This is a genomic window from Acidovorax sp. (genome assembly GCF_046314175.1).
Lineage (GTDB): Bacteria > Pseudomonadota > Gammaproteobacteria > Burkholderiales > Burkholderiaceae_C > Acidovorax.
Genome location: NZ_JBKBXG010000023.1, coordinates 1 through 23,500 on the forward strand (window position 1 = coordinate 1; position 23,500 = coordinate 23,500).

General features: G+C 64.7%; 19 protein-coding genes. 13 read left to right on the forward strand and 6 right to left on the reverse strand.

Translation table 11 applies throughout. The annotated features are described in order from the left end of the window. The first annotated feature begins 540 nt into the window (after window positions 1-540). The gene (locus ACK4OE_RS08580) at window positions 541-1,614 is read left to right on the forward strand and encodes an AbrB family transcriptional regulator (RefSeq protein ID WP_409884326.1); all 1,074 of its coding nucleotides are present in this window, start codon (window positions 541-543) and stop codon (window positions 1,612-1,614) included. 126 nt (window positions 1,615-1,740) lie between these two features. Here the strand turns inward: ACK4OE_RS08580 and ACK4OE_RS08585 are convergent, their stop codons facing one another. The 3 genes from ACK4OE_RS08585 to ACK4OE_RS08595 all read right to left on the reverse strand — a co-directional run bounded on the left by ACK4OE_RS08585 (window position 1,741) and on the right by ACK4OE_RS08595 (window position 4,233). Continuing rightward, on the reverse strand, window positions 1,741-2,040 hold the full coding sequence (locus ACK4OE_RS08585) for a DUF3567 domain-containing protein (RefSeq protein WP_291434102.1): 300 nt from the start codon (window positions 2,038-2,040) through the stop codon (window positions 1,741-1,743). A 193-nt stretch (window positions 2,041-2,233) separates the two neighbouring features. Continuing rightward, the gene (locus ACK4OE_RS08590) at window positions 2,234-3,427 is read right to left on the reverse strand and encodes a DUF3108 domain-containing protein (protein WP_409884327.1); all 1,194 of its coding nucleotides are present in this window, start codon (window positions 3,425-3,427) and stop codon (window positions 2,234-2,236) included. 23 nt (window positions 3,428-3,450) lie between these two features. Next, a complete protein-coding gene (locus tag ACK4OE_RS08595; protein ID WP_409884328.1) occupies window positions 3,451-4,233 on the reverse strand; it encodes an IclR family transcriptional regulator in 783 nt (260 codons plus the stop codon). 103 nt (window positions 4,234-4,336) lie between these two features. On the opposite strand from ACK4OE_RS08595, the gene ACK4OE_RS08600 reads away from it, so the two are divergent. The 6 genes from ACK4OE_RS08600 to ACK4OE_RS08625 all read left to right on the forward strand — a co-directional run bounded on the left by ACK4OE_RS08600 (window position 4,337) and on the right by ACK4OE_RS08625 (window position 10,947). Beyond that, window positions 4,337-5,350, forward strand: a complete 1,014-nt coding sequence (locus ACK4OE_RS08600; RefSeq protein ID WP_409884329.1) for a fumarylacetoacetate hydrolase family protein — start codon at window positions 4,337-4,339, stop codon at window positions 5,348-5,350. Between the two features lie 228 nt (window positions 5,351-5,578). Further along, window positions 5,579-6,556 (forward strand): Bug family tripartite tricarboxylate transporter substrate binding protein, encoded by a 978-nt coding sequence (locus tag ACK4OE_RS08605; RefSeq protein WP_409884331.1) that lies wholly within the window; start codon window positions 5,579-5,581, stop codon window positions 6,554-6,556. Window positions 6,557-6,989: 433 nt separating this feature from the next. Continuing rightward, complete coding sequence (locus tag ACK4OE_RS08610; protein ID WP_409884332.1) at window positions 6,990-7,985, forward strand: SMP-30/gluconolactonase/LRE family protein; 996 nt, start codon at window positions 6,990-6,992, stop codon at window positions 7,983-7,985. A 237-nt stretch (window positions 7,986-8,222) separates the two neighbouring features. Next, a complete protein-coding gene (locus ACK4OE_RS08615) occupies window positions 8,223-8,897 on the forward strand; it encodes a TetR/AcrR family transcriptional regulator (protein ID WP_409884333.1) in 675 nt (224 codons plus the stop codon). A gap of 109 nt (window positions 8,898-9,006) precedes the next feature. After that, complete coding sequence (locus ACK4OE_RS08620) at window positions 9,007-10,170, forward strand: iron-containing alcohol dehydrogenase (protein WP_409884334.1); 1,164 nt, start codon at window positions 9,007-9,009, stop codon at window positions 10,168-10,170. Window positions 10,171-10,266: 96 nt separating this feature from the next. Then, window positions 10,267-10,947, forward strand: a complete 681-nt coding sequence (locus ACK4OE_RS08625) for a type 1 glutamine amidotransferase domain-containing protein (RefSeq protein ID WP_409884335.1) — start codon at window positions 10,267-10,269, stop codon at window positions 10,945-10,947. Window positions 10,948-11,111: 164 nt separating this feature from the next. Here the strand turns inward: ACK4OE_RS08625 and ACK4OE_RS08630 are convergent, their stop codons facing one another. Next, window positions 11,112-13,226: a molybdopterin-dependent oxidoreductase gene (locus ACK4OE_RS08630; RefSeq protein ID WP_409884336.1), complete on the reverse strand. Its 2,115-nt coding sequence runs from the start codon at window positions 13,224-13,226 to the stop codon at window positions 11,112-11,114. A gap of 165 nt (window positions 13,227-13,391) precedes the next feature. On the opposite strand from ACK4OE_RS08630, the gene ACK4OE_RS08635 reads away from it, so the two are divergent. Next, the gene (locus ACK4OE_RS08635; protein WP_409884338.1) at window positions 13,392-14,540 is read left to right on the forward strand and encodes an ABC transporter substrate-binding protein; all 1,149 of its coding nucleotides are present in this window, start codon (window positions 13,392-13,394) and stop codon (window positions 14,538-14,540) included. Window positions 14,541-14,688: 148 nt separating this feature from the next. Here the strand turns inward: ACK4OE_RS08635 and argE are convergent, their stop codons facing one another. Beyond that, on the reverse strand, window positions 14,689-15,846 hold the full coding sequence (gene argE / locus ACK4OE_RS08640) for an acetylornithine deacetylase (RefSeq protein WP_409884339.1): 1,158 nt from the start codon (window positions 15,844-15,846) through the stop codon (window positions 14,689-14,691). Window positions 15,847-15,923: 77 nt separating this feature from the next. On the opposite strand from argE, the gene ACK4OE_RS08645 reads away from it, so the two are divergent. The 4 genes from ACK4OE_RS08645 to ACK4OE_RS08660 all read left to right on the forward strand — a co-directional run bounded on the left by ACK4OE_RS08645 (window position 15,924) and on the right by ACK4OE_RS08660 (window position 21,404). Beyond that, a complete protein-coding gene (locus ACK4OE_RS08645) occupies window positions 15,924-17,135 on the forward strand; it encodes a M20 aminoacylase family protein (RefSeq protein ID WP_409884340.1) in 1,212 nt (403 codons plus the stop codon). Between the two features lie 99 nt (window positions 17,136-17,234). Then, entirely contained in the window at window positions 17,235-18,332 is a 1,098-nt protein-coding gene (locus ACK4OE_RS08650) for a M14 family metallopeptidase (protein WP_409884342.1), read from the forward strand. Between the two features lie 225 nt (window positions 18,333-18,557). Then, on the forward strand, window positions 18,558-19,586 hold the full coding sequence (locus tag ACK4OE_RS08655) for a helix-turn-helix transcriptional regulator (RefSeq protein ID WP_409884344.1): 1,029 nt from the start codon (window positions 18,558-18,560) through the stop codon (window positions 19,584-19,586). A gap of 183 nt (window positions 19,587-19,769) precedes the next feature. After that, the gene (locus ACK4OE_RS08660) at window positions 19,770-21,404 is read left to right on the forward strand and encodes a tannase/feruloyl esterase family alpha/beta hydrolase (RefSeq protein ID WP_409884345.1); all 1,635 of its coding nucleotides are present in this window, start codon (window positions 19,770-19,772) and stop codon (window positions 21,402-21,404) included. 52 nt (window positions 21,405-21,456) lie between these two features. Here the strand turns inward: ACK4OE_RS08660 and ACK4OE_RS08665 are convergent, their stop codons facing one another. Next, a complete protein-coding gene (locus tag ACK4OE_RS08665) occupies window positions 21,457-23,094 on the reverse strand; it encodes a wax ester/triacylglycerol synthase family O-acyltransferase (protein ID WP_409884346.1) in 1,638 nt (545 codons plus the stop codon). 150 nt (window positions 23,095-23,244) lie between these two features. Here ACK4OE_RS08665 and ACK4OE_RS08670 point away from each other — a divergent pair, with 150 nt between their 5' ends. Then, window positions 23,245-23,499: an acyl-CoA-binding protein gene (locus tag ACK4OE_RS08670; RefSeq protein WP_409884347.1), complete on the forward strand. Its 255-nt coding sequence runs from the start codon at window positions 23,245-23,247 to the stop codon at window positions 23,497-23,499. Window position 23,500 lies beyond the last annotated feature (1 nt).

A 23,500-nucleotide genomic window follows, 5' to 3' on the forward strand; every position in this document is an offset into this window, starting at 1 on the left:
CGTGCTGGCTCGCAAAATGGTGCGTGTGGCCTTCAGCCTGTTCAAGAACCACAAACGGTTTGATCTCGCATTGGTCTCTGGCAACGCAGTTAATGCTTGACTGGAACCATAGAACCTCAGCGTGAACGGTTCGAGTGGATTGAAGCTGGGTCAATATGTAAAGTGCAGCAAAATTGATAGCTGCTAGCGCTTTTTGGATAAGCGCTTGAGGTCAATTTGGCTTGATTTTTTGCCTGTCTCAGATCGCTTTCACACCCTCGCCCCTTGTGGGAGAGGGCCGGGGAGAGGGGGTGAAACGGGCGCGGCGCGGGGGCAGTCCCCCTCTCCCCAACCCTCTCCCGCGAGGGGCGAGGGGGTAACACCCAGCGTCGCAGCCGCTTCCCTCTGGCGATGCCTGCCATGCTGCCTGGGCAAGGCCCGCCAAGCCCCGCCCGCCGTGACCGCGTGGCGGCGGCGCGATACTTGGCGTGCCCGTTCTGCCGGGCTCTGCCCTGCGCCTTCTTCTTTATCCCCCGTTCCCCCGCACCCTTTTCACAGCGCATGCGCCTGACTTTCGCCCTTCGCACCGTCGCCACACTGGCCCTGGCCTGGGCGGCCGCCGCCGCCTGTGTGGGGCTGAGCACCCCCTTGCCATGGATGATCGGCCCGCTGCTGGCCACGTCGCTGGTGTCCATCGCTGGCGGCCCCACGGAGAGCTGGGGCCCGCTGCGCAACGCCGGGCAGTGGACCATTGGCGCGGCGCTGGGCCTGTACTTCACGCCCCAGGTGGTGGGGTTGATCAGCGGGTTGTGGTGGGCCATTGCGCTGGGAATCGTCTGGGCGCTGCTGCTGGGGTGGCTGTTTGGCGCCTGGCTGTACCGGGTGCATGCGCCGCGCATGCATGGCGTGCCTGCCCCCATGATGCGCGCGACGAGCTACTTCTCTGGCGCCATCGGCGCGGCGTCCGAGATGACGCTGCTGTCCGAGCGCGAAAACGCCCGCACCGACCTCGTGGCCGCCAGCCACAGCCTGCGGCTGCTCATCGTCACGGTGACGATTCCGTTTGCGCTGCAGTGGAGCGGCCTGCACGGCCTGGACATATTGCCCCCCACCGTGCGGGCGGTGAGCTGGCCCGGCCTGGCGCTGATGGCCGTGCTGACCGGGGCGGGCGCGCTGCTGATGGACCGCCTGGGCCGCGCCAACCCCTGGTTCATGGGCGCTATGCTGGTGTCCATGGGCTTCACCATGGCCGGTTACAGCCTGTCTGCCGTGCCGCAGTGGCTGGTGAATGCCGCTCAGCTGGTGATCGGCGTGAGCCTGGGCGTGCGCTTTCGCAAAGAGTTCTTACACACCGCGCCGCGCTGGCTCGCGTCTGTGGCCGTGGGCACGCTGGGGCTGATGGGCATCTGCGCGCTGTTTGCCGCGCTGCTGGCCTGGGCCACGGGCCTGCCCTGGGTCACGCTGCTGCTGGGCACATCACCCGGCGGCATCACCGAAATGGCCATCACCGCCAAGGTGCTGCAGCTGGGCGTGCCGTTGGTTACGGCGTTTCAGGTGTGCCGGTTGATTTCGGTGCTGATGCTGGTAGAGCCGATGTACCGGTGGATCTACCCGCCGCAAGAGAACTCCACTTAACCCTTAACGCCCGCCGCAGCGTTTGAAACTGGCGCTACGCCATCGCCAGGGCACCCGTGGAACCGGCTTTGCCGGGCCGCCGGGTGCGTCCCCCTGGGGGGAAGGCGCGCAGCGCCTCAGGGGGGATTAATGCACCACCACCGGGTTCTGCGCCAAACCTGCGTACCGGTCCAGCGCATCTTCCACTTCTTCCTGGGTGGGCGTGTCGCGCTGCCAGGCCAGGATCTGTTCCTGAAACATCTCGGCCCACGAGCCGTCCAAGTACACCTCTTTGCCGGAGCGTTTGTCCACGATTTCAAAACCGTGGCGTGCCAGCTGGGGAATGGCGGGGGCGGTGTCGTTGAGCACCTGGGTGCTCTTTTTCTCCACGGCGTCGGGCAGCATGTGGACCACCACAAAGGATTCTGAGTCGTAGAGCATGTGCATCGTGTTCCCCTTGTCGATATAGATGTCAGATGACAGCGGGTGCGCGGAGTTCAAGAGCCACCGGCAAAGCCTGTGGCGTTTGTCTCCCTGCCGGTGCAGTATTTCATGAAAACCCAAGTGCGCCAGGTTCGCGGGCTTTTTGTCGCCTGGGCGGGGCTCCTGCGCAACACGTCTTTACAAGTCATCCCGGCCGTCAGGGCGCGCTGCTGCTGCGCAGCTGCAGATCCGCAAAGTCCCCATTGGCCTGTGTAAGCCGTATGCGTACCGGCAGATAGCCCAGCGCGGGGGCCACCCACAGCTCAGCCTTCTGATCGTAGTCCTTGCGTGGCAGGCGCTGCAGCTTGAGCACGGACGTTGGCCCGACGGGCAGGTCCAGCGTTTCGGGCCCTTCGATGGTGAAGGTCCAGCGGTCGGCGCTGCGTGCGCTGACGGTGGTCAGTGTGAGCTGGGTGCCTGGCACAAAGCGGCCCGGGTCGGCGGCCAGCAGGGCGCCCAGCTGGATGAACACGCTCAACCGGTCTTGCGTGCCAGGGCCCATGGGTGCGTCGGGCGTGTTGGCGCTGAAGGTGACGCGGCCCTTGGCGTAGTCAAAGTGGGCGGCCTGTTCGCTGCGGGACCGGTCTGAAAACCGCTCAGGCAGCAGCCCTTGGGCAGTGATGGCGCCCACGCTGCGCTGCGCGCGAGAGCCCACCAGGAACGCGCTCAGCTCCTGGCGCGCCTCGTAGCGGCTGCCGTCGTGCTGCCACAGCAGTTCGGCGCGCGCGTGGTACGTGAACTTTTTGGCCTGCCCGTTCACGTCAAACGCCAGTCGGGTAGGCGGTGGCAGGCGCACGGGTGGGGGTGTGGTGCTGGGGGCCTGGCCTGTTCCGGCGCCCGGCGGGGTGATGTCCACGCCTGAGGCCGGTTCGGCCGTGGGCGGGGTCAATGGGGCAGGGGCTGCCGATGCGGGGGCTGATGCTGCGGGTGCAGCAGGGGCTTGCGGGGCTGATGCTGCCGACTCGGCGGCGGTTGCCGGGTTGTCCTGCTCGGCCGCAGCATCTGCGGGGGGCGCGAGGGCGACGTCGGTGCCCACGTCCATGGATGCGTCCGCAGCCTCAACGGGGGTCGGGGCCGGGTTGGGGGTGTCTGGCGACGGCGCCTTGGGCTGCGGACGCGCGGGTGGCCGTGGGCGGGCAGGCGGTTTGGGCAATGCTGCGGCAGGGGCCACGGCCACGGGTGCAGCCGCAGCAGGTGGCGGTGGCGGTGGTGCGGCCGCAATGCTGCGGGTGCTGAACACGCGCCCCGAGGGTTCGGCCGGGCTGTCCCAGCTCAGCGGCACGCCGCTCAGCACCAGCCAGTGCAGGGCCAGCACCAGCGCGGTGATGAAAAAAAGCGCGCGCCGTGGCATCTACCTGCGTGCCGGGGCCGTCGTCATGCGCTGCCCGCGCCCAGGTCGCTTGACAGCTGAGCGGCCGCAGCGCGCAGCTGGGCATCAATGGCGCCACCCCATTCGGGGTCAAAGGTGGCGATGGAGCCCAGGGTGGTGATGCCCAGCTCCAGGTGCCCGTCCGAGTCGAACACCGGCGCGCAGAACGCCACGATACCGGGCAGCAGCGTGTCCACCACCCGGGCGGCTCCGCGCTCGCGCACCTCGGCCAGCAGGGCGTTCACTTCGGTCATGGTCGAGGGCAGGTCGGTGCGCCGCATTTTGACGGCGCGAGCCAGCTCGTCTTTGAGCAGCGGCGCCACCACATCAGGCGCCATGTGCGCCGCAAAGCAGCGGCCCGTGGCAGACGACAGCAGCGGCATCACATCGCCCAGGCGCAGGTTGGCGGTCACGGCCTGGGTTGACTCCTCCCAGTGCACGATGGTCGGACCGTGGTTGCCCCACACGGCCAGCGCCAGCGTGTGGCCGATGCTTTCCATCAGCTCGGGCATGCGCTCGCGCGCCAGGCGCACGGCGTCCAGCCGGGCTAGCGAGGCCAGCCCCAGCTTGAGGGCGGCCGGGCCCAGGTCGTAGCGGGCGTTGCGCGGGTCCTGCGTGACCAGGCCCAGGCGCTGAAAGCTCACCAGATACCGGTGCGCCTTGGCCGCGCTCATGCCAGCCGAGGCCGCCACATCCTTGAGCATCAGCGGCCCGCGCGAGCGTGTGAGCCCCTCCAGCAGGGCAAAACCCACCTCGACCGATTGAATTCCTGCACGTTCTTTGTCCATGTGCACTAAAATTTGCGAGTTTTGTTTAGTTAAATCAATTTACCCAAGCGTAATTCGTGTTGGGTGAAGACTTTCAACCCCTTGAGACAAAGGTCCTGCCACCATGAAACTCGCTACCTACAAAGACGGCTCGCGCGACGGCCAACTGGTTGTCGTCTCCCGCGACCTGGGCACGGCCCATTATGCGACCGGCATTGCCAGCAAGATGCAGCAGGTGCTGGACGACTGGGGCTTCCTCTCGCCCCAGCTGCAGGACCTGTACGACCAGCTCAACAGCGGCCGCGCCCGCCACGCATTCCCCTTCGACCCCAAGCAGTGCATGGCCCCGCTGCCGCGCGCCTACCAGTGGGCAGATGGCTCGGCGTACATAAACCACGTTGAACTGGTGCGAAAAGCGCGCAACTCCGAAGTACCTGAGAGCTTCTACACCGACCCCCTGATGTACCAGGGCGGTAGCGACGATTTCATCGGCCCCTGCGACGACGTCGTGGTGCCCAGCGAGGCCATGGGCATCGACTTCGAGGCCGAGATCGCCGTCATCACCGGCGATGTGAAGATGGGCACCAACGCCGACCAGGCGCTCGACGGCATCCGTCTGGTGATGATTGCCAACGACGTGAGCCTGCGCAACCTGATCCCGGCCGAGCTGGCCAAGGGTTTCGGCTTCTTCCAGAGCAAGCCCGCCACAGCCTTCAGCCCCGTGGCTGTCACGCTGGACGAGCTGGGCGACACCTGGGACCACGGCCGCGTGAACCTCACCGTGCAATCCACCTGGAACGGCCGCAAGGTTGGCATGTGTGATGCGGGCCCCGAGATGACCTTCCACTTCGGCCAGCTGATCGCCCACGTGGCCAAGACGCGCAACCTGCGCGCGGGCTCCATCATCGGCAGCGGCACCGTCAGCAACAAGGGCGTGACCGACGACAAGGGCCGCACCGAATGGCCCAAGGGCTACAGCTGCATCGCCGAAAAGCGCTGCATCGAAACCATTCAGGACGGCAAGCCCAGCACGGACTTCATGAAGTTCGGCGACACCATCCGCATCGAGGTCAAGGGCAAGGACGGCGCGAGCATCTTTGGTGCCATTGACCAGAGCATCGCCGCACCCGAAGCCTGATGCCTCAGGCCGTTTTGGGGCCGTTGAACTGCTGTGCTGCTGCACCGTACTGAGGCTGGCCCCAACCTGCCCGCGCCACCCCAACCGTTCGGGCTGAGCCTGTCGAAGCATGGGCAGTTCGGTGCGCAGTCTTCTGCAGGCATAAATCAAGCGAAAAAAGGCTCTAGCGCTTATTGGATAAGCGCTAGCAGCTATCAATTCAATAGTTACATATAAGGAGACAACCCCATGCAACGCAGAACCCTCTTGTCCGCCCTGGCCGCCGCAGGTGCCACCACCGCCGCCCCCTGGGCCGCTGCCCAATCTGCCTGGCCCGACCAGCCCCTGCGCTGGGTCGTGCCCTACCCCGCCGGTGGCGGCACCGACGTGCTGGCCCGCACCGTGGCCGAAGCCATGCGCCAGACGCTGGGCCAGCAGATCGTGGTGGACAACCGCCCCGGCGCCGCCACCAACATCGGCGGCCAGATGGTGGCCACGGCCAAGCCTGACGGCAACACCTTCATGTCGGCCGACAACGCCATCCTGGCCTTTAACGAGCACCTGTTCACCAAGATGCCGTTCAGCCCCGAAAAAGACTTCACCTACGTGGGCGGCATCAGCCGCTTTCCGCTGGCCTTGGTCGTGCATCCCTCTTTCGAAGCCAAGACGGTGAAGGAGTTTCTGGCCTACGCCCGCGCCAACCCCGGCAAGCTCAACTACGCATCGCCCGGTAACGGCTCGCCGCACCACCTGGCGATGGAGATGTTCAAGAACCGCACCAGCACCTTCCTCACGCACATCCCGTACCGCGGGGCCGCGCCTGCCATGCAGGATGTGATGGGCGGCCAGGTGCCCTGCATGTTCCTGGACCTGGCCGCAGGCCTGCCCGTGATCCAGTCCGGCAAGGTGCGTGCCCTGGCCATCGGTTCGGCCAAGCGCATCGCCGCACTGCCCGACGTGCCCACGCTGGCCGAAGCCGGTGTGCCCAACACCGAGGTCTACGCGTTCCAGGGCATCCTGGCCCCCGCCGGCATGCCTGCCGCCATCACAGCGCGCCTGAACGGCGACCTGAACAAGGCCCTTCTCAACCCCGCCGTGGTCAAGCGCATGACCGACTTCGGCATGGAACCCCTGCCCGGCACGCCCGAGCAGTTCCGCACCATGGCGCGCGCCGAGTCCAAGCGCTGGGGCGAGATCATCAAGGCGGCAGGGGTGAAGCTGGATTGAGTCACCGCCCGTAAAGCGCCCAGCCGCAGTGCCGGTTGCTGCTGTTTTGGGTCAAAAAGGCTGCTAGCGCTTGATGGTTAGCGCTAGCAGCTATTTTTTTAGGAGCAACTGGATGGCGGGGCGGGACCGCCGCTTTTGCGATAGTGCGGCAGTGCGGGAGAGCGGCCACAACAATAGACACGCGCGCCCGGCCTGTGGCTGTGTGGCCACGCCAATGTCTGTGCAGCGTCGGGGATGGGGGCAGACGAATCCAACGCATCAACGAATGAGCCCTGAGCGCCACGGCGTGCAGAGTCGAGCCGATGACGCACCCATCACTCCGGTGGAGCGGTGCCTCTTTGTAAAGATCTCCAGCGGCGTGCGCGTGATTTAACGCGGTGTCGCGTGCAGGCGTTGGTGAAGCGATAAGCTTTTTCGCTTTGCAAGGCGAATCATGAAACTCCTATCCGCTGGTCTATTGGTTTTTGCCCTGAGTGGCTGTGCGGGCCTGTCGCCAGGCAACCCCACCGTGTCGATCCTGGTGGATCTGGACCCGGCCAGTGTGGAGCGCACCGTGATTGTGGAAAGCATCACAGCCGATCGCGAGGGCGTTTTGTATCTCCCAGACCGCGTGAGCAACAACATCTTGCGGGTGGACCCTAAGTCCCCCGCGCCCGTGGTGGTGGGCCGCATCGGCTCGCGCACCATCGATGGAAAAACCGTCGCGCCCATGCCCAGCGGCATCGCTTTCGATGCGAAAGGCGACCTGTATGTCGGTGTGGGGCCTTTCGGTGAAGTCATGCGCATCCCGCGTGCTGACCTGAACCCCAACAAGCCAGGCGTTGCACAAACCTTTGCGACGGGCGTGCCCGGTGCCAACGGCATCGTGTTCGACAAGCGGGGCAACCTCTATGTCTCTGGCGGCGCAAGCGGAATCGTCTACCGCGTTGGATCTGGCGGTGGCGCAGCGCAAGCCGTGGCGCAGATCGAAAAGAACGTGCGCACCTTGCCCGATGGCAAAGCGCAGCAATCCATCGTGGCCAATGGCTTGGAGTTCGATGCAATGGGTGTTCTGCACGTGGCCGACACCTCGCGCGGGGCGATCTGGAAGGTAATGGTCGGCGCTGACGGTCAGGGCAGCAAGCCGGTTTTGCTGGCGCAGAGCTCCTTGTTGGAGGGCGCCGATGGCATGGCCTTTGACCCCAGCGGCAATCTATGGGTGACGGTCAATGAGTTGAACGCCGTGGTATCGGTATCGCCTGCTGGCGTGGTGAAAACCATCACCAAAAATGCGGCCCAAGGGCCTTTGGAGTTTCCTTCCGCCGTGGTGTTTGTTGGCAAACGTGCTTACCTCTCCAACTTCGACACGCCCCGGCGTGACAACATGGACGCCAACGGCGGGACTGCCAAAGAGGGTGTGGGCGCCTCGATAGCCCAGATCGTGCAATAGCGGTTGACCCACACACCTTGCCGGTGTGACCGTTCGCTAGGCAGCGGCGGCGAATGCCCCGGGTCGCAGAGGTCCGGACGCAGCCATGGCTCGGGCGCCGCTCACGCCTGTGCCATGGCAGTCTTCCATCACGTCGCGGCATCTGACTGCGCCGCGAAGTGCGCGATAACTGCATCTCCTTCAGGGTCTTGATTTTTGCTGAGTAGACGACCGGTCTAATGGGCGCACAATGCCTGCGTGACTTCAGACACCCAACCCCCACCCACCAAGACCCACATCCTGCGTTGCGGCGAGCGTTTGATCGCCGCCAAAGGTTTCGTGGGCGTTGGCCTGACGGAGATCCTTGCCGAGGCAGGTGTGCCCAAAGGCTCCTTCTATCACTACTTCGGCAGCAAGGAACGTTTTGGCGAGGCGCTGCTGGCGCAGTACCTGCAGCGCTATCTTGCGCAGATGGATGCCCTGTTGGCCCCCGACGCGCAAGGTACCCCCGCCCGCGATCGGCTGATGCGCTATTGGTCTTACTGGAACGTGTCGCAATGTGGCTCGCACCAGGGCGACGCGGGTGATGTGAGCCTCGAGGCTGCGGGCTCCAAGTGTCTGGTGGTCAAGCTCAGTGCCGAGGTGGCCGACATGTCTGAAACGATGCGGATGGCTTTGCGCCAGGGCACCGACGACATCGTGCAGCGCCTGGCCCAGTGTCTGCAGGCCTGCGTGGCCGAAGGCTCGGTGCCGCAGACGATAGCGCCCGCCGCCACCGCGCTCAGCCTGTATCAGATGTGGCTGGGCGCGAGCCTGCTGTCCAAGCTGCGGCGCGATGGCTCTGCGTTGGAGCATGCCCTGCACACCACACACCAGTGGTTGGGCATGGCACCTGTCTCTCCCTGTGCCTTGGCACCTGCGCGAGCCGCGTGAAGCGGGGCATCGCCCTCAAAAACACGGATCACTCCCTCTGCGCAGCGTTGGCTGCCACCGCTTTTCGCCCCTCAAACGACCCACAACCAAACCCCCACGAAAGACAACCATGCTGAACTTCGACTTCCACAACCCCACCCACATTGTTTTTGGCAAGGACCGCATTGCCGACCTGGCCAAGCTGGTGCCCGCAGCGGCCAAGGTGCTGATCCTGATCGGCGGCTCCAGCGCCGAAAAGACCGGCACGCTGGCCGAAGTGCGCACCGCGCTGGGCGACCGCCAGCACGACACCTTCAGCGGCATCGAGCCCAACCCGAGCTACGAAACCTCGATGAAGGCCGTGGCGCAGATCCGCGAGGGCGGGTTCGACTTTTTGCTGGCCGTGGGCGGTGGTTCGGTGATCGATGCGGTCAAGTTCATTGCGGCGGCCGTGAACTTCGAGGGCAGCGACCCCTGGGCGATTCTGGAAAAGAACGGCCGCAACATCACGGGCGCGCTGCCTTTTGGCACGGTACTCACGCTGCCTGCCACCGGGTCAGAAATGAACAACGGTGGCGTGATCACGAACCGCGACAAGGGCGCCAAGCTGGCGTTTGGCAGCAAGCACACGTACCCGGTGTTCTCGGTGCTCGACCCCACCAAAACCTACACCTTGCCACCGCAACAACTGGCCAACGGTGTGGTCGATGCGTTTGTGCACACGGTGGAGCAGTACCTGACCTACCCGGTCAACGCGCCCGTGCAAGACCGCTTTGCCGAGGGCATTTTGCAGACGCTGATCGAGATCGGCCCGCGCCTGCTGACCGCACCCGAGCCGGTGTATGACGACCGCGCCAACCTGATGTGGGCGGCCACCATGGCGCTCAACGGACTCATCGGCGCGGGCGTGCCACAAGACTGGGCCACCCACATGATTGGCCACGAACTCACGGCACTGCACAACATCGACCATGCGCGCACGCTTGCCATCGTTCTGCCCGCACTGCTGAACGAACGCCGTGGCCCCAAGGGCGCCAAGTTGCTGCAATACGGCGAGCGGGTGTGGGGCATCACCACGGGCACCGACGACGAGCGCATCACCGCCGCCATCGAGCGCACGCGCGCGTTTTTTGAAAGCATGGGCATCGCCACGCGCCTGTCTGGCTACGGCCTGGGCGCCGAGGTGGTGGACACCGTGGTGGCCCAGCTCGAAGCACACGGCATGGTGAAGCTGGGCGAGCAGCGCGAGGTCACCCCCGCAGTCAGCCGTCGCATTCTCGAAGCCGCGCTGTAAGCCAAGACCGCGATCTGCCCCGCCGCTGTTTTGCGCGGGGTAGATCACTGTTACGGTGAAGCACTACCCATTTATTGATCAAAGAAAGCAACCTGTATGGCACGCATCCTCATGGTTCTCACGTCGCACGACCAACTGGGCGACACGGGAAAAAAGACCGGCTTCTGGCTCGAAGAATTCGCCGCGCCCTATTACGTTTTTAAAGACGCGGGCGCTGACATCACCATCGCATCGCCCCAAGGCGGCCAGCCGCCGCTGGACCCGAAAAGCGATGAGCCCGATTCACAGACCGACGCGACCCGCCGCTTCAAGGCCGATGCCGATGCACAAAAGCAGTTGGCCAACACCGCCTTGCTGTCGAGCGTGAAGGTTGATGACTTCGACGCCGTGTTCTACCCCGGCGGCCACGGCCCGCTGTGGGATTTGGCGGAAGACGCCCAGTCCATCGCGCTGATCGAAAAGACCTTCGCCGCAGGCAAACCGTTGGCCTTGGTGTGCCACGCGCCCGGCGTGCTGCGCCACACCAAGGCGCCCGACGGTTCGCCACTGGTCAAGGGCAAAAAAGTCACGGGTTTCACCAACACCGAAGAAGAAGCTGTGCAGCTGACCAAGGTCGTACCGTTCCTGGTGGAAGACATGCTCAAAGCCAACGGCGGCAACTATTCCAAGGGGGCCGACTGGGCGCCCTATGTGCTGACCGATGGCACGCTGATCACAGGGCAAAACCCAGCCTCGTCGGAGCCAGGCGCGCACGCGCTGCTCAAGCTGCTGGGTTGAGTGCGGACATCAAAGAACACAAGGGGCTTCGGCCCCTTGTTTTTTTGCAATGCCGCGCAGTCTTTGGGCTAAAAATTCAAGCCAAAATGGTCTCTAGCGCTTGATGGTAAAGCGCTGGCAGCTATCAAAATTGCAGTGTCTGTGTGCTGCGCAAATCTCTGGCATCAGGCCGTTTCAGTTGCCGTTGCCGTCGCCGTCACCTCTGCGATCGATGTCTCACTCAATGCCACCTCCACCAGGCAGTCATAAAACGTGGGCGCACGCCCCACGTCCGTCAGCGCCTGGCTGGTCACTTCATTCACGTTGGTGCCATTGAGCCCCAGCTTGCGCCACCAGATGCCCAGGCCGTTGACCACGCCGGGCCGCGCGCGGCGCGAGACGGTGGCGTGGCATTCATAGCTGCCCCGGTCGTTGAACACGCGCACCACGGCGTCGTTGGCAATGCCACGCGCCTCGGCGTCGTCGGGGTGAATCTCCAGCACGGGGCGGCCTTCGATGTTGCGCAGGCTTTGCACGTTCACAAAGGTGGAGTTCAAAAAGTTGCGCGCGGGCGGCGAGATCATGGCCAGCGGGTAGCGAGCGTCCGTGCCGGCCAGCTCGTAGTTGGGCAGGTGGTCGGGCAGGCCATCCATGCCTTGCGCGGCCAGGCGGGCGCTGTAGAACTCGCACTTGCCCGAGGGCGACGGGAAGTTGCCCTCGGCAAACAGCGCATCGGGAATGGCCAGCGTGGCAAAGCCCTGCGATTCAAGCAGCGCGTAGTCCACCGCATCGCCAAAAGCCTGGCGGCACAGCGCCTCGTCGGTGTCTGAAAAACAGGGGTCGGTGAAGCCCATGCGCGCGGCCAGGTCGCGGAAGATCTGGGCGTTGCTGCGCGCCTGGCCCAGCGGCGCAATGGCGGGGCGGTTGAGCAGCACGTCAGTGTGGCCGTAGCTCAGGTGGATGTCCCATGCTTCGAGCTGTGTGGTGGCGGGCAGGATGTAGTCCGCGTAGTCGGCCGTATCGGTCTGAAAATGCTCCAGCACCACGGTGAACAGATCCTCGCGCGCAAAGCCCTGCACGACCTTTCCTGAGTCTGGGGCCACGGCCACAGGGTTGCTGTTGTAGACCACGATGGCCTCCACCTTGGGGCCGAACGCGGGCGAAGCCTCGCGCAGCAGGTCGTCGCCGATGGTTGTCATGTTGATGGTGCGAGGCGTCTTGCCAGCGGGCATCAGGTCGGGCCGCTGCAGCACCGCGCGCTGCGCCGGAAACTGCCCTGAGCTGGACAGCAGCATGCCGCCCGCGCGGTGGCGCCAGGCGCCGGTGAGCGCGGGCAGGCAGGCCACGGCACGCACTGCATTGCCGCCGCCGCGCACGCGCTGCATGCCGTAGTTCAGGCGAATCGCTGCGGGCTTGGTGGTGCCGTAGTCCTTGGCCAGTTGGCGAATTTGTTCGACTGGCACGCCGCAGACCTCGGCCGCTCGCTCGGGTGGCCATTGCAGGGCGCGCTCGCGCAGCTGTTCCCAGCCCAGCGTGTGGCGGGCGATGTAGTCGTGGTCCAGCCAGTCGTGGGCGATCAGCTCGTGCATCAGTGCCAGCGCCAGCGCGGCGTCGGTGCCGGGGCGCAGGGCAATGTGCTCGTGGCACTTGTCGGCCGTCTCGCTCTTGCGGGGGTCAATGCACACCAGCTTGGCGCCATTGCGCTTGGCCTGCTGGGCGTAGCGCCAAAAGTGCAGGTTGCTGCCGATGGAGTTGCTGCCCCAGATGAGGATGAGCTGCGATTCGGCAAAAAACTCCACCTTCATGCCCACTTTGCCGCCCAGGGTCTGCACCAAGGCCTCGGCCCCAGCCGATGCGCAGATGGTGCGGTCCAGCTGTGATGCGCCCAACTTGTGAAAGAACCGCCGGTCCATGCTCTCTCCCTGCACCATGCCCATGGTGCCCGCGTAGCTGTAGGGCAACACGGCTTCTGGCGAGCGCGCGGCGATGGTCTGCAGGCGCTGCGCGATGTCGGCCAGGGCTTCGTCCCAGCTGACCGGGGCGAACTGGCCGCTGCCCTTGCGTCCGGTCCGTTTGAGCGGCGTGAGGATGCGTTCGGGATGGTAGCTGCGCTCGGTGTACTTGCTCACCTTGGCGCACAGCACGCCGTCAGTGTGCGGGTGCGCTGGGTTGCCCTGCACACGGGTGGCCACACCGTTTTCTACCGTGGTCAGCAGAGCACAGGTGTCCGGGCAATCGTGGGGGCAGGCTCCGCGCACGGTGTGCGGTTGACCCGAAGGGCGTGTGCTGGATGAGGGCATGGTTCTAATTTGATGTAACACTTAGTACACTTACGCTGTCACCAGCGCGACTGCCGTAGTCGGCAGCGAGCAATGCGCGGGTGATTGGAACGTCCGACGTTCTTACCCATCGGTGGCAGAGCCACTGGTCAGGCAACCGTTTTACTTAGATGCAGGGATTTCACCATGAACCGCAATGGCTTGGGACGCAGGCAATTTTCCGTGGGCTTGGGCGCTGCCGCTCTGGGCGGGTTTCATGTGGCCAACGCGCAAAGCGAAGGCAAGATAGTGCTGGGCCAGTCGGCTGCCTTCACGGGCCCGGCTGCCCAACTGGGCGTGCAGTTCAACCTGGGCGCCAAGCTGTTTTTTGACCAGCTGAACGCCCAGGGCGGCGTGGGCAAGCGCTCGGTAGAAATCCGCACCATGGACGATGGCTATGAGCCCGACCGCTGCGCCGAAAACACCCGCAAGCTGATTGCCGACGACGTGTTTGCGCTGTTTGGCTACATCGGCACACCCACCAGCCTGGCCGCCATGCCCATCTTCACCAAAGAACGCGTTCCGTTTTTTGGGCCCTTTACCGGTGCCGAGGCGCTGCGTCAGCCCTTCAATCGCCTCATCTTTCATGTGCGCGCTTCGTATTTCGACGAAACCGCGCTTATCGTGCGCCAACTCACCAACCTGGGGCTCAAGAAAATCGCGGTGTTCTATCAGAACGACGCTTACGGCAAGGCGGGGCTCGACGGGGTGACCAAGGCGCTGACCGAACTCAAGCTCGCGCCGGTGGCGACGGCGACGGTCGAACGCAATTCAACCGACGTCAAAGCCGCCGTTGAAAAGCTGGTGCCTGCCATGCCGGATGCCATCGTTCAGATCACGGCTTACGCTTCGGCGGCAGCTTTTGTGCGCGCTGCACGCAAGGCCAGCTTTGGCGGCACGTTCTACAACGTGTCGTTTGTGGGTACGCAGGCGCTGGCCGACGAGCTGGGCAAAGACGGCGCGGGCGTGGTCGTGTCGCAGGTGGTGCCCTCGCCCTACCAGCCCTCACGCCAGATCACGCGCGAGTTTCTGGAGGCCATCAAAAAGGGTGGCGACAAGGTGCAGGCCAACTACTCCAGCATGGAGGGTTTTTTGGCGGCGCGCGTGCTGACCGAGGGCCTGCGCCAGGCCCAGGGCAGTGGCAAGCTCACGCGCGACAGCCTCATCACTGGGCTCGAATCCATCGGCAACCAGGTGATCTCGGGCTTTCCGGTGTCGTACAGCGCCACCAGCCACGCGGCATCCAAGTTTGTGGAGATGTCGATGCTGACGGGCGACGGCCGCGTAAGGACTTGATTTCCCCCTGAGCCGCTTCGCGTCTTCCCCCCTGAGGGGGACGCCACCGGTGGCCTGGCAAAGCCAGTTCCACGGTGGCGCTGGCATGGGTCGCGCCGGTTGCAGCGCTCGCAGGCTCCAGTTGCTCTGATTGCTTGCTGGACGCAGGTTAGTCGATGGACGTGGTGCGCGCCAACCCCTGCATGAATGCCTCGCAGCGGCCCAACTGCTCCAGGCTCACGTATTCATCCGGCTGGTGCGCCTGCTGGATGCTGCCCGGGCCACACACCACCGTGGAGATGCCCGCGTTCTTGAACAGCCCCGCCTCAGTGCCAAAGGCCACCAGCGTGGTGCCTTTTTCTCCGCTCAGCGCCTGCGCCAGCCGTGTCACCGGGTCATCCTTGCTGCCCAGAAAGCTGGGGATCTCGCAGATGGTCTCAAACTCAAAGCCCGCTGCAGGCGCCACCTTCTTCATCGCAGGCTCCAGCGACTTGGCATAGGCCACCACCTCGGACTGCATCTGCGCCGCATTGGCCGTGGGCAGGTCGCGGAACTCGTAGCGGAACTCTGCATCACGCGGCACCACGTTGTCGGCAATGCCGCCGTGGAACTGGCCCACGCTGGTGGTCGAGAACGGCACGTCAAAACCCTCGAACCGGGGCTCGTTCTTTTCAAAGTCTTCCGCCATGTCGCGCACACGGCCCACCACGCGGGCGGCCATTTCGATGGCGTTGACGGAGTGGGGCGTGAGGGAGGAGTGCGCCTCTTTGCCGCGCACGCAGCACTTGTAGCGGTACACGCCCTTGTGGGCAATGGCGGGCACCATGCTGGTGGGCTCGCCCACGATGCAGGCCAGGGGTTTGATGTTTGCGTCACGCAGGTCGGCGATCAGCTCCTTGACCCCAAAGCAGCCGATCTCTTCTTCGTAGCTGAATGCCAGATGGACCGCAAAAGGCGCATCGCTGTTCAGGAACTGTTCGGCATGTGAGACGGCAATGCCAATGAAGGCCTTCATGTCGGCGCTGCCGCGCCCGTACAGGTTGCCGTCCTTGACCAGCGCACTCAGTGGGTCCATGGTCCAGTCTTGTCCATCCCACGGCACCGTGTCGGTGTGGCCCGACAGAATCACGCCCGCCGGTTTGCCTTCGCCCAGCGTGGCGAACAGGTTGGCCTTGGTCTTGTCCTCGTTAAAGGTCAGGCGGCTTTTCACGCCAAACTTGGCGAGGTAGTCGCGGATGAAGTGGATCAGCTCCAGGTTGGAGTGGTGGCTGACGGTGTTCATGCGCACAAGGGTTCGCGCAAGTTCGAGGGCGTGGGCAGAAATCATGGGGTGGCTAGCGAATACCCCGGGTTGGCACGTGTGTTGCTCCCGGGCTAGACTGTGAGATCGTAAGGACACATATCATGAACGTTATTGACTCCATCGTCACGCAGGCGGCCAGTATTGCAGCGGTGCGCCGGGACATTCACGCCCACCCCGAGCTGTGCTTCGAAGAGGTGCGCACCGCCGACGTGGTGGCGCAAAAGCTCACCGAATGGGGCATTCCCATCCACCGCGGCCTGGGAAAAACGGGCGTGGTGGGCATCGTCAAGGGCCGCGACGGCGGCGCCAGCGGCCGGGCCATCGGCTTGCGCGCCGACATGGACGCCCTGCCCATGCAGGAGTTCAACACCTTCGCCCACGCCAGCGTCCACAAGGGCAAGATGCACGCCTGCGGCCACGACGGCCATGTGGCCATGCTGCTGGCGGCGGCCCAGCACTTTGCCAAGCACCGCAACTTTGATGGCACCGTGTACCTGATCTTTCAGCCCGCCGAAGAAGGCGGCGGCGGTGCACGCGTGATGATTGAAGATGGCCTGTTCGAGCAGTTCCCCATGCAGGCTGTGTACGGAATGCACAACTGGCCCGGCATGCCCGTGGGCACGTTTGCCGTGAGCCCCGGCCCGGTCATGGCATCGACCAGCGAATTCAAGATCACCCTGCGCGGCAAAGGCGGCCATGCGGCCCTGCCGCACACAGGCATCGACCCGGTGCCGATTGCCTGCCAGATGGTGCAGACCTTCCAGACCATCATCAGCCGCAACAAGAAGCCGGTGGACGCGGGCGTGATCTCGGTCACCATGATCCACGCGGGCGAGGCCACCAATGTGGTGCCCGACAGCGTCGAGCTGCAGGGCACTGTGCGCACTTTCACCGTGGAAGTGCTTGACCTGATCGAAAAGCGCATGCGCCAGGTGGCCGAGCACACCTGCGCCGCACACGACGCCACCTGCGAGTTCGAGTTTGTGCGCAACTACCCGCCCACCATCAACTCGCCCGCCGAGGCCGAGTTTGCGCGCAAGGTCATGGCCACCATCGTGGGCGAAGAGCGTGTACTGGCCCAGGAGCCCACCATGGGCGCTGAAGACTTTGCCTACATGCTGCAAGCCAAGCCTGGCGCGTACTGCTTCATCGCCAACGGCGACGGTGCCCACCGCGAAATGGGCCACGGCGGCGGCCCCTGCATGCTGCACAACCCCAGCTACGACTTCAACGACGACCTGATCCCACTGGGCGCAACCTACTGGGTCAAGCTTGCCGAAGAGTGGTTGGCACAGCCCACGCAAACCGCCTGACGGTTGAGGCTTGCCACCCCCTGCCCCGGGCGCACCGTGCGCGTGCCCCGGGTTTTCATTTTTACTTGTCCACTCTTTGACTCCTGAAAGCCCCCGCCCATGACCGGAATCGTTGAAGCCTTCTCGCCCAGTTACGCACAGGCCCGCAAGAAGTTCCTGGAGGCCGCCGCTGCTGCGGGCCTGCCCATCGAGTCGCACGCCCACCCGCTCAAGGGTCGCGACGGCGAAGACCTGGCCATGGATGTGGTGCGTGACGGCCCGGCTGATGCGAAAAAGCTGCTCATCGTGAGCAGCGCCTGCCACGGTGTGGAAGGCTATTGCGGCAGCGGTGTGCAGGTGTTTGCGCTGCACGACGCCGAATGGCGCGCCAAGGCACATGCCGCGGGCGTGGCCACGCTCTACATCCACGCGCTCAACCCCTACGGTTTCTCGCATGTGCGCCGTTTCACGCACGAGAACGTGGACCTGAACCGCAACTTCCAGGATTTTTCAAAACCCTTGCCAGTGAATGCGGCCTACCGCGAAGTTCAACCTTTGCTGCTGCCCGAGCAGTGGCCACCCGGCCCCGACAACGTGGCCGCCGTGGAGCAGTACATCGCCACCAAGGGCGAAGCCGCCTGGCAGGCCGCCATCTCCCAAGGCCAGCACGAGTTTCCGCAAGGCGTGTTCTTTGGTGGCACCGAGCCCACCTGGAGCAACCGCACTCTGCGCCAGGTGCTGCGCCAGCACGGCGCCCACGCATCGCGCATCGCGTGGATCGACCTGCACACGGGCCTGGGCCCCAGCGGCCATGGCGAGCGTATCTATGCAGGCAATGACAACGCCGTAGCGGTGGCGCGTGCGCGTGCCTGGTGGGACGGTGGCGGCGCCACGCCGGTCACCTCCATCTACGACGGCTCGTCCACCTCGGCCTTCCTCACCGGCCTGATGTGGACCTCGATCTACGACGAATGCCCCCACGCCGAGTACACCGGCATCGCCATGGAGTACGGCACGGTGCCCGTGCTTGACGTGATGAACGCCATCCGCGCCGAGCAGTGGCTCAACCTGCACCCCGACACCCCTGCCGACAAGGCTGCGCAGATCAAGGCGCAGATGCTGGCCGCGTTCTACACCGACACAGACGAGTGGAAGGGGCAGATCATCAGCCAGGCGCGCCAGTCGATGTTCCAGGCGGTGAATGGGTTGGTTCGGTGAATTTTGAATAAAAAGGGCCGCTAGCGCTTGATGGATAAGCGCTGACAGCTATTTAATTGATAGTGTTCTCTTCGTTTAAACCTGCCAGCGGCGGGGTTTGAGCGCGCGCTTTTGTGCATTGGTTTTTGGTCTCTCCTGTGCGCGCGGGGCGCGGCAGCTACCATCGCCTGAAAAACGAGGAGACACCATGCCCGCTGTCCACGCTGTTCGCTTGCTGGACTCAACATGCCCGTGAGCGTGCCCTGTGCAAACGTGGCACTGCGCATGCAGCCAGACCGCCCGTCTGGTGATTCTCTGCGTGCGCTGAGCCGCAGCCTGCTCACGCTCTCCGAACAAGCCCAGCATGCACAGCCGCAGGACATGCTGCACCAGGCCTTGCACACCCTCTGTGGTCTGGTTCCATTTGACTCAGCCTGGTGGGGCGAGGTATCCGCGGGCGATATGCACACCGGGCCACGCAACTGGCTGCATGGCAGCATCGGCTTGAGCCAAAACTTCGCTGAAGAATGGAACGCTCTGGCGACGGTGGATGAGTTTGCGCAGCAGTCCATGCGCAGACTGGGGGTGGTGATCCGCGAGCGCGACGTGATGGGTGAGATCCCGGAACACCCCCAGATGATGGCGTTCGCCCAGCGGCACGGCCTGTACCACTGCATGGCCATCACGGCAGAGCTGCCGCGCAGTGGGTTGATGTTTTTTGTCTCGGTGTACCGTCCTCCGACGCGGCCAGATTTCACAGACGAGGAGGCCGTGCTGTTCGGTGAGTTTGTCGCGCACTTGCTGCAGCACTGGCGCCATCTGCTGCAGCGGTTGCAGATGGATTCGCCCACCCGTCCCTGGGACAGCTTTGCGCTGGCAGAGCCGTCGGGCGAGCTGTTGTTTGCAGGCCTGCGCATCAGCTTGGCGCTGAGCGAGGCGTGCCCTGGCTGGGCAGGCACGTGCCTGCCGCCTGAGGTGGCACAGGCATTGCCGCGTGTTCCATGCAGCCTCACGGTGGGCAAGTCCTGTCGCTTGCGGCTGGAGCCGTGTGGCGCCCTGGTGGCCATCAGCGTGGCTTCACGCCACCAAAAGTCCGCGCTGGCGCCGCGCGAAATGAGTGCGGCCATGCTCTACGCACAAGGGCGCTCGCACAAGGACATTGCCGCCACGCTGGGGCTCACGCCTGCCACCGTGCGCACTTACCTGCGCACCGCCTATGCCGCGCTGGGTGTGAGCAACAAGGTGGACCTGGTGGCCGCGCTGCGCAGCGCATAGCGGCTTCGCGTTCTGTGCCGCGGCTGTGCGCAGCTCGGTAGTTTCCCTCGCCCTCTGCATTTGCAGGGGCTGCAACGGGGCCTTCCTTTTCTATCGTTCACCCCGGAGCCACAAGGCCGGCGGTGGCTGCGTCGCCGCAAAGGGCCGGCTCCTGAAGAAACCGTCATAACAGGAGACACCCGTATGTTCACGAACCCATCCATCGCCGCCCCGGCGCGCCACCGCCGCATTCCGTGCGCTATAACCACAAGGCGGTGGGCCATCTGTACCCTGAGTGCCTCCATGGCGCTGGCATTGGCTGCCTGCGGTAGTGGCAGCGACCCCCAGCCGCTGGCCAGCAAGCCACTGGCCGAGGGCTGCCCTGCCTACACCTCGGCCGCCTTGCCCCATGGCGCAAAGATCACACGCACAGAGGTCCGCCAGGCGCAAGGCAGCCTGCCCGAGGTCTGCATCGTGCGAGGGCAGATCGTGTCTTCGCCGGAGTCCACCATCCAGTGGGCGGTGGAGCTGCCAGCGCTGGCGCAGTGGAACGGCAAGACTCTCACCATCGGTGGCGGAGGGCTGGACGGCTTCATTCCCACCGATGACCCGTGGTACCAGCAGCTTGTGGGGCCGTCAGCCAACCCGTACGTGAAGATCAGCTCCGACTCGGGCCACCAGAGCCGGGGCTTTGAGTGGGCCAAGAACGACGTGGCGCTGCGCAACCATGCCTTTGACGCGAACCATTTCGTGCTGGAAGTGGGCACCACCATTGCCTCCGAGTTCTACGGCAAGCGCCCCGTGCGGCGTTATCACATGGGCCATTCGAACGGCGGCCGCTCAGGCCTTATCTCCGCGCAGAAGTACCCCAAGGACTACGACGGCGTGGTGGCCATGGAGCCCGCCATCAGCCAGCAGGCGCACCAGGTCAACCTGGGCCCCAACGTGATTCAGCACATCTTCAAGAATCGGGACAACTGGCTCAGCCCCGCCAAGGTGGCGCTGTACGCCCAGGCCGAGACCGCTGCATGCGACGGGCTCGATGGCCTGAAAGACGGCATCATCGGCAACGTCGAGGCCTGCAACTACGTGCCCACCGACCTGCTGTGCAAGGGCGCTGATAGCGACAGCTGCCTGACGGCCGGGCAGATCGAAACCATCCGCCTCATCTACAGCGACCACAAGACGCCGGTGACCCTCTCACGCGGTGCCGTGGGTTATCCGCGTTTTGGCCGGGGTGGTGCGGCCACGTCAGACTGGGAGTCGTACATGTTCGGCCCGAGCTTTGAGGCGCGCGAATCCTTCAACCACATGGCGGTGACCGAGGCCGCCCGCGTGGTGGAGGGCAACCCTGTTGCAGACATTCTCAGCCACGACCCCACGCGCTACCAGGCCCAGTATCTGCGGCTGGCACAAATGATCGACGGCACCGATCCCGACATGGGCGCCTTTGCCGACAACGGGGGCAAGCTGCTAGTTTGGTACGGACTGTCGGACACCTGCGTGTCGCTGTACCGCACCGCGGAATACTTCGATTCTGTCAAACAGCAACTGGGCGCCAACAAGGTGCAGGGCTTCGCGCGCATGCTGACCTCACCCTCTGTCGGACACAACCTTGACGGCCCCGGTACCGACCCGCTGTCGATGGATCTGCTGGCTGCACTCGACGCCTGGGTGGAAAAGGGCACGGCCCCCGACAAGCTCGTGGCCACGAAATTTGCCCCTGGCACCAGCACGCCCGTGGCGCAGCGCCCGGTGTGCGAGTACCCGAAGTTCCCGCGATACAATGGCACGGGTGATCCGGCCAAGGCGGAGAGCTTTAGCTGCTCTGCGAACTGAAGGCTGCGGGCCGCTGCGGCGGCCCGCACGCCGATGACCGTGGGGCGGGCCTTCACTCGCCCCAGGGCAGCATCAGCGTGAGCAGCGACAGCTGTTCGAACTCGGGCGCAAACGCGTCGATGATCTGCTGCGGTTCAGGGCACAGCGTGGTGTCGGTGATCACGCCAAGCTGCACGCCGCCGCCATAGCTCAGTATGGACACGCCCAGGCCAATGTCACCCGACTGCGGCACCCAGAACATGCACTGCGTGACGCGGGCACCGCACAGCGTGAGCTGCTCCTTGGGGCCGGGCACGTTGGTCATCACGGCCGTGGTCTTGCGGCCAAACAGGCTGAGAAGCGCATCCTGTGCGGGCTTGATCATCAGACCCGCCACCGCCAACATGGCAAAGGCCAGAAGGGGCTGGGTGCTGCCCTTCAGGGCATTCATGCGCTTGCGCACCTCGTACACGCGCTCCACCGGGTTGGCCACGCCAATCGGCAGCACCAGCGGCACCAGGCCAAATCGGTTGCCCAGCTTCCAGGCTTCTTCCATGGGGCGCAGGTTGACGGGGATCATGGCGCGGATCTCCTGGCCCGTGGGGTCGTCGCCCTGGCTGCGCAAGTAGCCGCCGATGGCGCCCGCCACGCATGACAGCAATACGTCGTTGATAGAGCAGTTGAGCGCCTTGCCGATGGCCTTGACCTCCTCCAGCGGGATGGGCGGGCACCAGGCAACACGCTTGGCGCTGCCGGGCTGCCCTTTGAGGCGCGTGGGCGAATCGTCGGGCATCAGCGCCAAGGCGGCCGCATCGCTCATCAGCTGGTAGGCCACGCGCGCCATGTCCATGCTGCCAGCCAGCCCGTGGTGCATGGCCTTTTCAGGGTCGCCCAGCATCTTGAACGACTTGGCGGCGCCGTTACCCGCCAGGTCCAGCGCCTTCACGGTCATGCCGGTAAAGGGTTTGATGAGGGCGTCAGCGATCCAGTCCTCCGTCGTTGCGGCGCCGTCCTTGTCTGCGCGGGGCTTGCGCTTGGGCGGCTCCGAGCCACCATCGACCAGCGACATGGTCACCGAGATCAGCGCAATGCCGTCGGCAATGCAGTGGTGGATGCGCACGATAAGGGCGCTGCCGGGCTGCCCGTCGTCGCCCACAAAGTCTTCGACCAGGTGCATCTGCCACAGCGGGCGACGCGTATCGAGCGGCTGCATGGCCAGTTCGCCCACGCGGTCTTGCAGCGCGCGCTGCATGCTCTGCCCTTGCGTGCGCGGCAGCGTTTCGCGCAGCACATGCGCGGCGATGTCGAAGTTGCGGTCTTCGACCCAGGTGGCGCCCGCAGCGTCTTCCACCACGCGCTGGCGAAAGCGCGGGTACTGCAGCAGGCGCTGCTGCACGCGCTCGCACAGGGCGTCCCAGGTGATGCCGGGCGAGAGGGTCCACACGCCGTTGATCATCATCAGGTTGCTGTGCGAGTCCATGCGCAGCCAGGCGGTGTCGACCTTGCTCATGCGCTCGCCCGAAATGCCCAGCATGCCGGTGGCGGCACGGCGTACGTTCTTCTGTACCACGGTGGCTGCCTTGCGGGCGGCGGGGGGCAGGGCCTGGGCGGCGTGGCGTGCCACATCGGGCGCCTGAGTACGCACCTTGCGCAAAGTGGAGGCGGCGCCTTTGGCTGCGGTGGCAGCGGGGGAGGAAATGCGGGTCACCATCAGATGTACACCTGTTGTGGTTGTTTTTGGGGGCTTGCCTCTATGGATGGCGCCACTTGGCGTGGCGCGCAGCCCGTAAGATACAACGCAGCAATTCCTTGCCGATACCGTTCTTTCCCTCCCCCCAAACATCCCTAGGAGCACACTGACATGGCCGATCTGAACGCCACCTTCGAAGCCGCTGTGGCCAATTCCAAGAATCTGAGCGAGCGCCCTGACAACGCCACGCTGCTCAAAATCTATGCGCTGTACAAGCAGGCCACCGCAGGCGACAACGCCGAAAAGAAGCCCAGCTTCTCGGACATGGTGGGCCGCGCCAAGTGGGACGCGTGGGAAAAGCTGAAGGGCACCGGTGCCGACGAGGCCAAGCAGCAGTACGTGGACCTGATCCAGTCGCTGAGCTGAT

Bases quoted from the DNA above. Each gene is read 5' to 3' on its own strand.
- ACK4OE_RS08580 (WP_409884326.1), top strand. From the start codon at position 541: ATGCGCCTGACTTTCGCCCTTCGCACCGTCGCCACACTGGCCCTGGCC.
- ACK4OE_RS08585 (WP_291434102.1), bottom strand. From the start codon at position 2,040: ATGCACATGCTCTACGACTCAGAATCCTTTGTGGTGGTCCACATGCTG.
- ACK4OE_RS08590 (WP_409884327.1), bottom strand. From the start codon at position 3,427: ATGCCACGGCGCGCGCTTTTTTTCATCACCGCGCTGGTGCTGGCCCTG.
- ACK4OE_RS08595 (WP_409884328.1), bottom strand. From the start codon at position 4,233: ATGGACAAAGAACGTGCAGGAATTCAATCGGTCGAGGTGGGTTTTGCC.
- ACK4OE_RS08600 (WP_409884329.1), top strand. From the start codon at position 4,337: ATGAAACTCGCTACCTACAAAGACGGCTCGCGCGACGGCCAACTGGTT.
- ACK4OE_RS08605 (WP_409884331.1), top strand. From the start codon at position 5,579: ATGCAACGCAGAACCCTCTTGTCCGCCCTGGCCGCCGCAGGTGCCACC.
- ACK4OE_RS08610 (WP_409884332.1), top strand. From the start codon at position 6,990: ATGAAACTCCTATCCGCTGGTCTATTGGTTTTTGCCCTGAGTGGCTGT.
- ACK4OE_RS08620 (WP_409884334.1), top strand. From the start codon at position 9,007: ATGCTGAACTTCGACTTCCACAACCCCACCCACATTGTTTTTGGCAAG.
- ACK4OE_RS08625 (WP_409884335.1), top strand. From the start codon at position 10,267: ATGGCACGCATCCTCATGGTTCTCACGTCGCACGACCAACTGGGCGAC.
- ACK4OE_RS08630 (WP_409884336.1), bottom strand. From the start codon at position 13,226: ATGCCCTCATCCAGCACACGCCCTTCGGGTCAACCGCACACCGTGCGC.
- ACK4OE_RS08635 (WP_409884338.1), top strand. From the start codon at position 13,392: ATGAACCGCAATGGCTTGGGACGCAGGCAATTTTCCGTGGGCTTGGGC.
- argE (WP_409884339.1), bottom strand. From the start codon at position 15,846: ATGATTTCTGCCCACGCCCTCGAACTTGCGCGAACCCTTGTGCGCATG.
- ACK4OE_RS08645 (WP_409884340.1), top strand. From the start codon at position 15,924: ATGAACGTTATTGACTCCATCGTCACGCAGGCGGCCAGTATTGCAGCG.
- ACK4OE_RS08650 (WP_409884342.1), top strand. From the start codon at position 17,235: ATGACCGGAATCGTTGAAGCCTTCTCGCCCAGTTACGCACAGGCCCGC.
- ACK4OE_RS08655 (WP_409884344.1), top strand. From the start codon at position 18,558: ATGCCCGTGAGCGTGCCCTGTGCAAACGTGGCACTGCGCATGCAGCCA.
- ACK4OE_RS08660 (WP_409884345.1), top strand. From the start codon at position 19,770: ATGTTCACGAACCCATCCATCGCCGCCCCGGCGCGCCACCGCCGCATT.
- ACK4OE_RS08665 (WP_409884346.1), bottom strand. From the start codon at position 23,094: ATGGTGACCCGCATTTCCTCCCCCGCTGCCACCGCAGCCAAAGGCGCC.
- ACK4OE_RS08670 (WP_409884347.1), top strand. From the start codon at position 23,245: ATGGCCGATCTGAACGCCACCTTCGAAGCCGCTGTGGCCAATTCCAAG.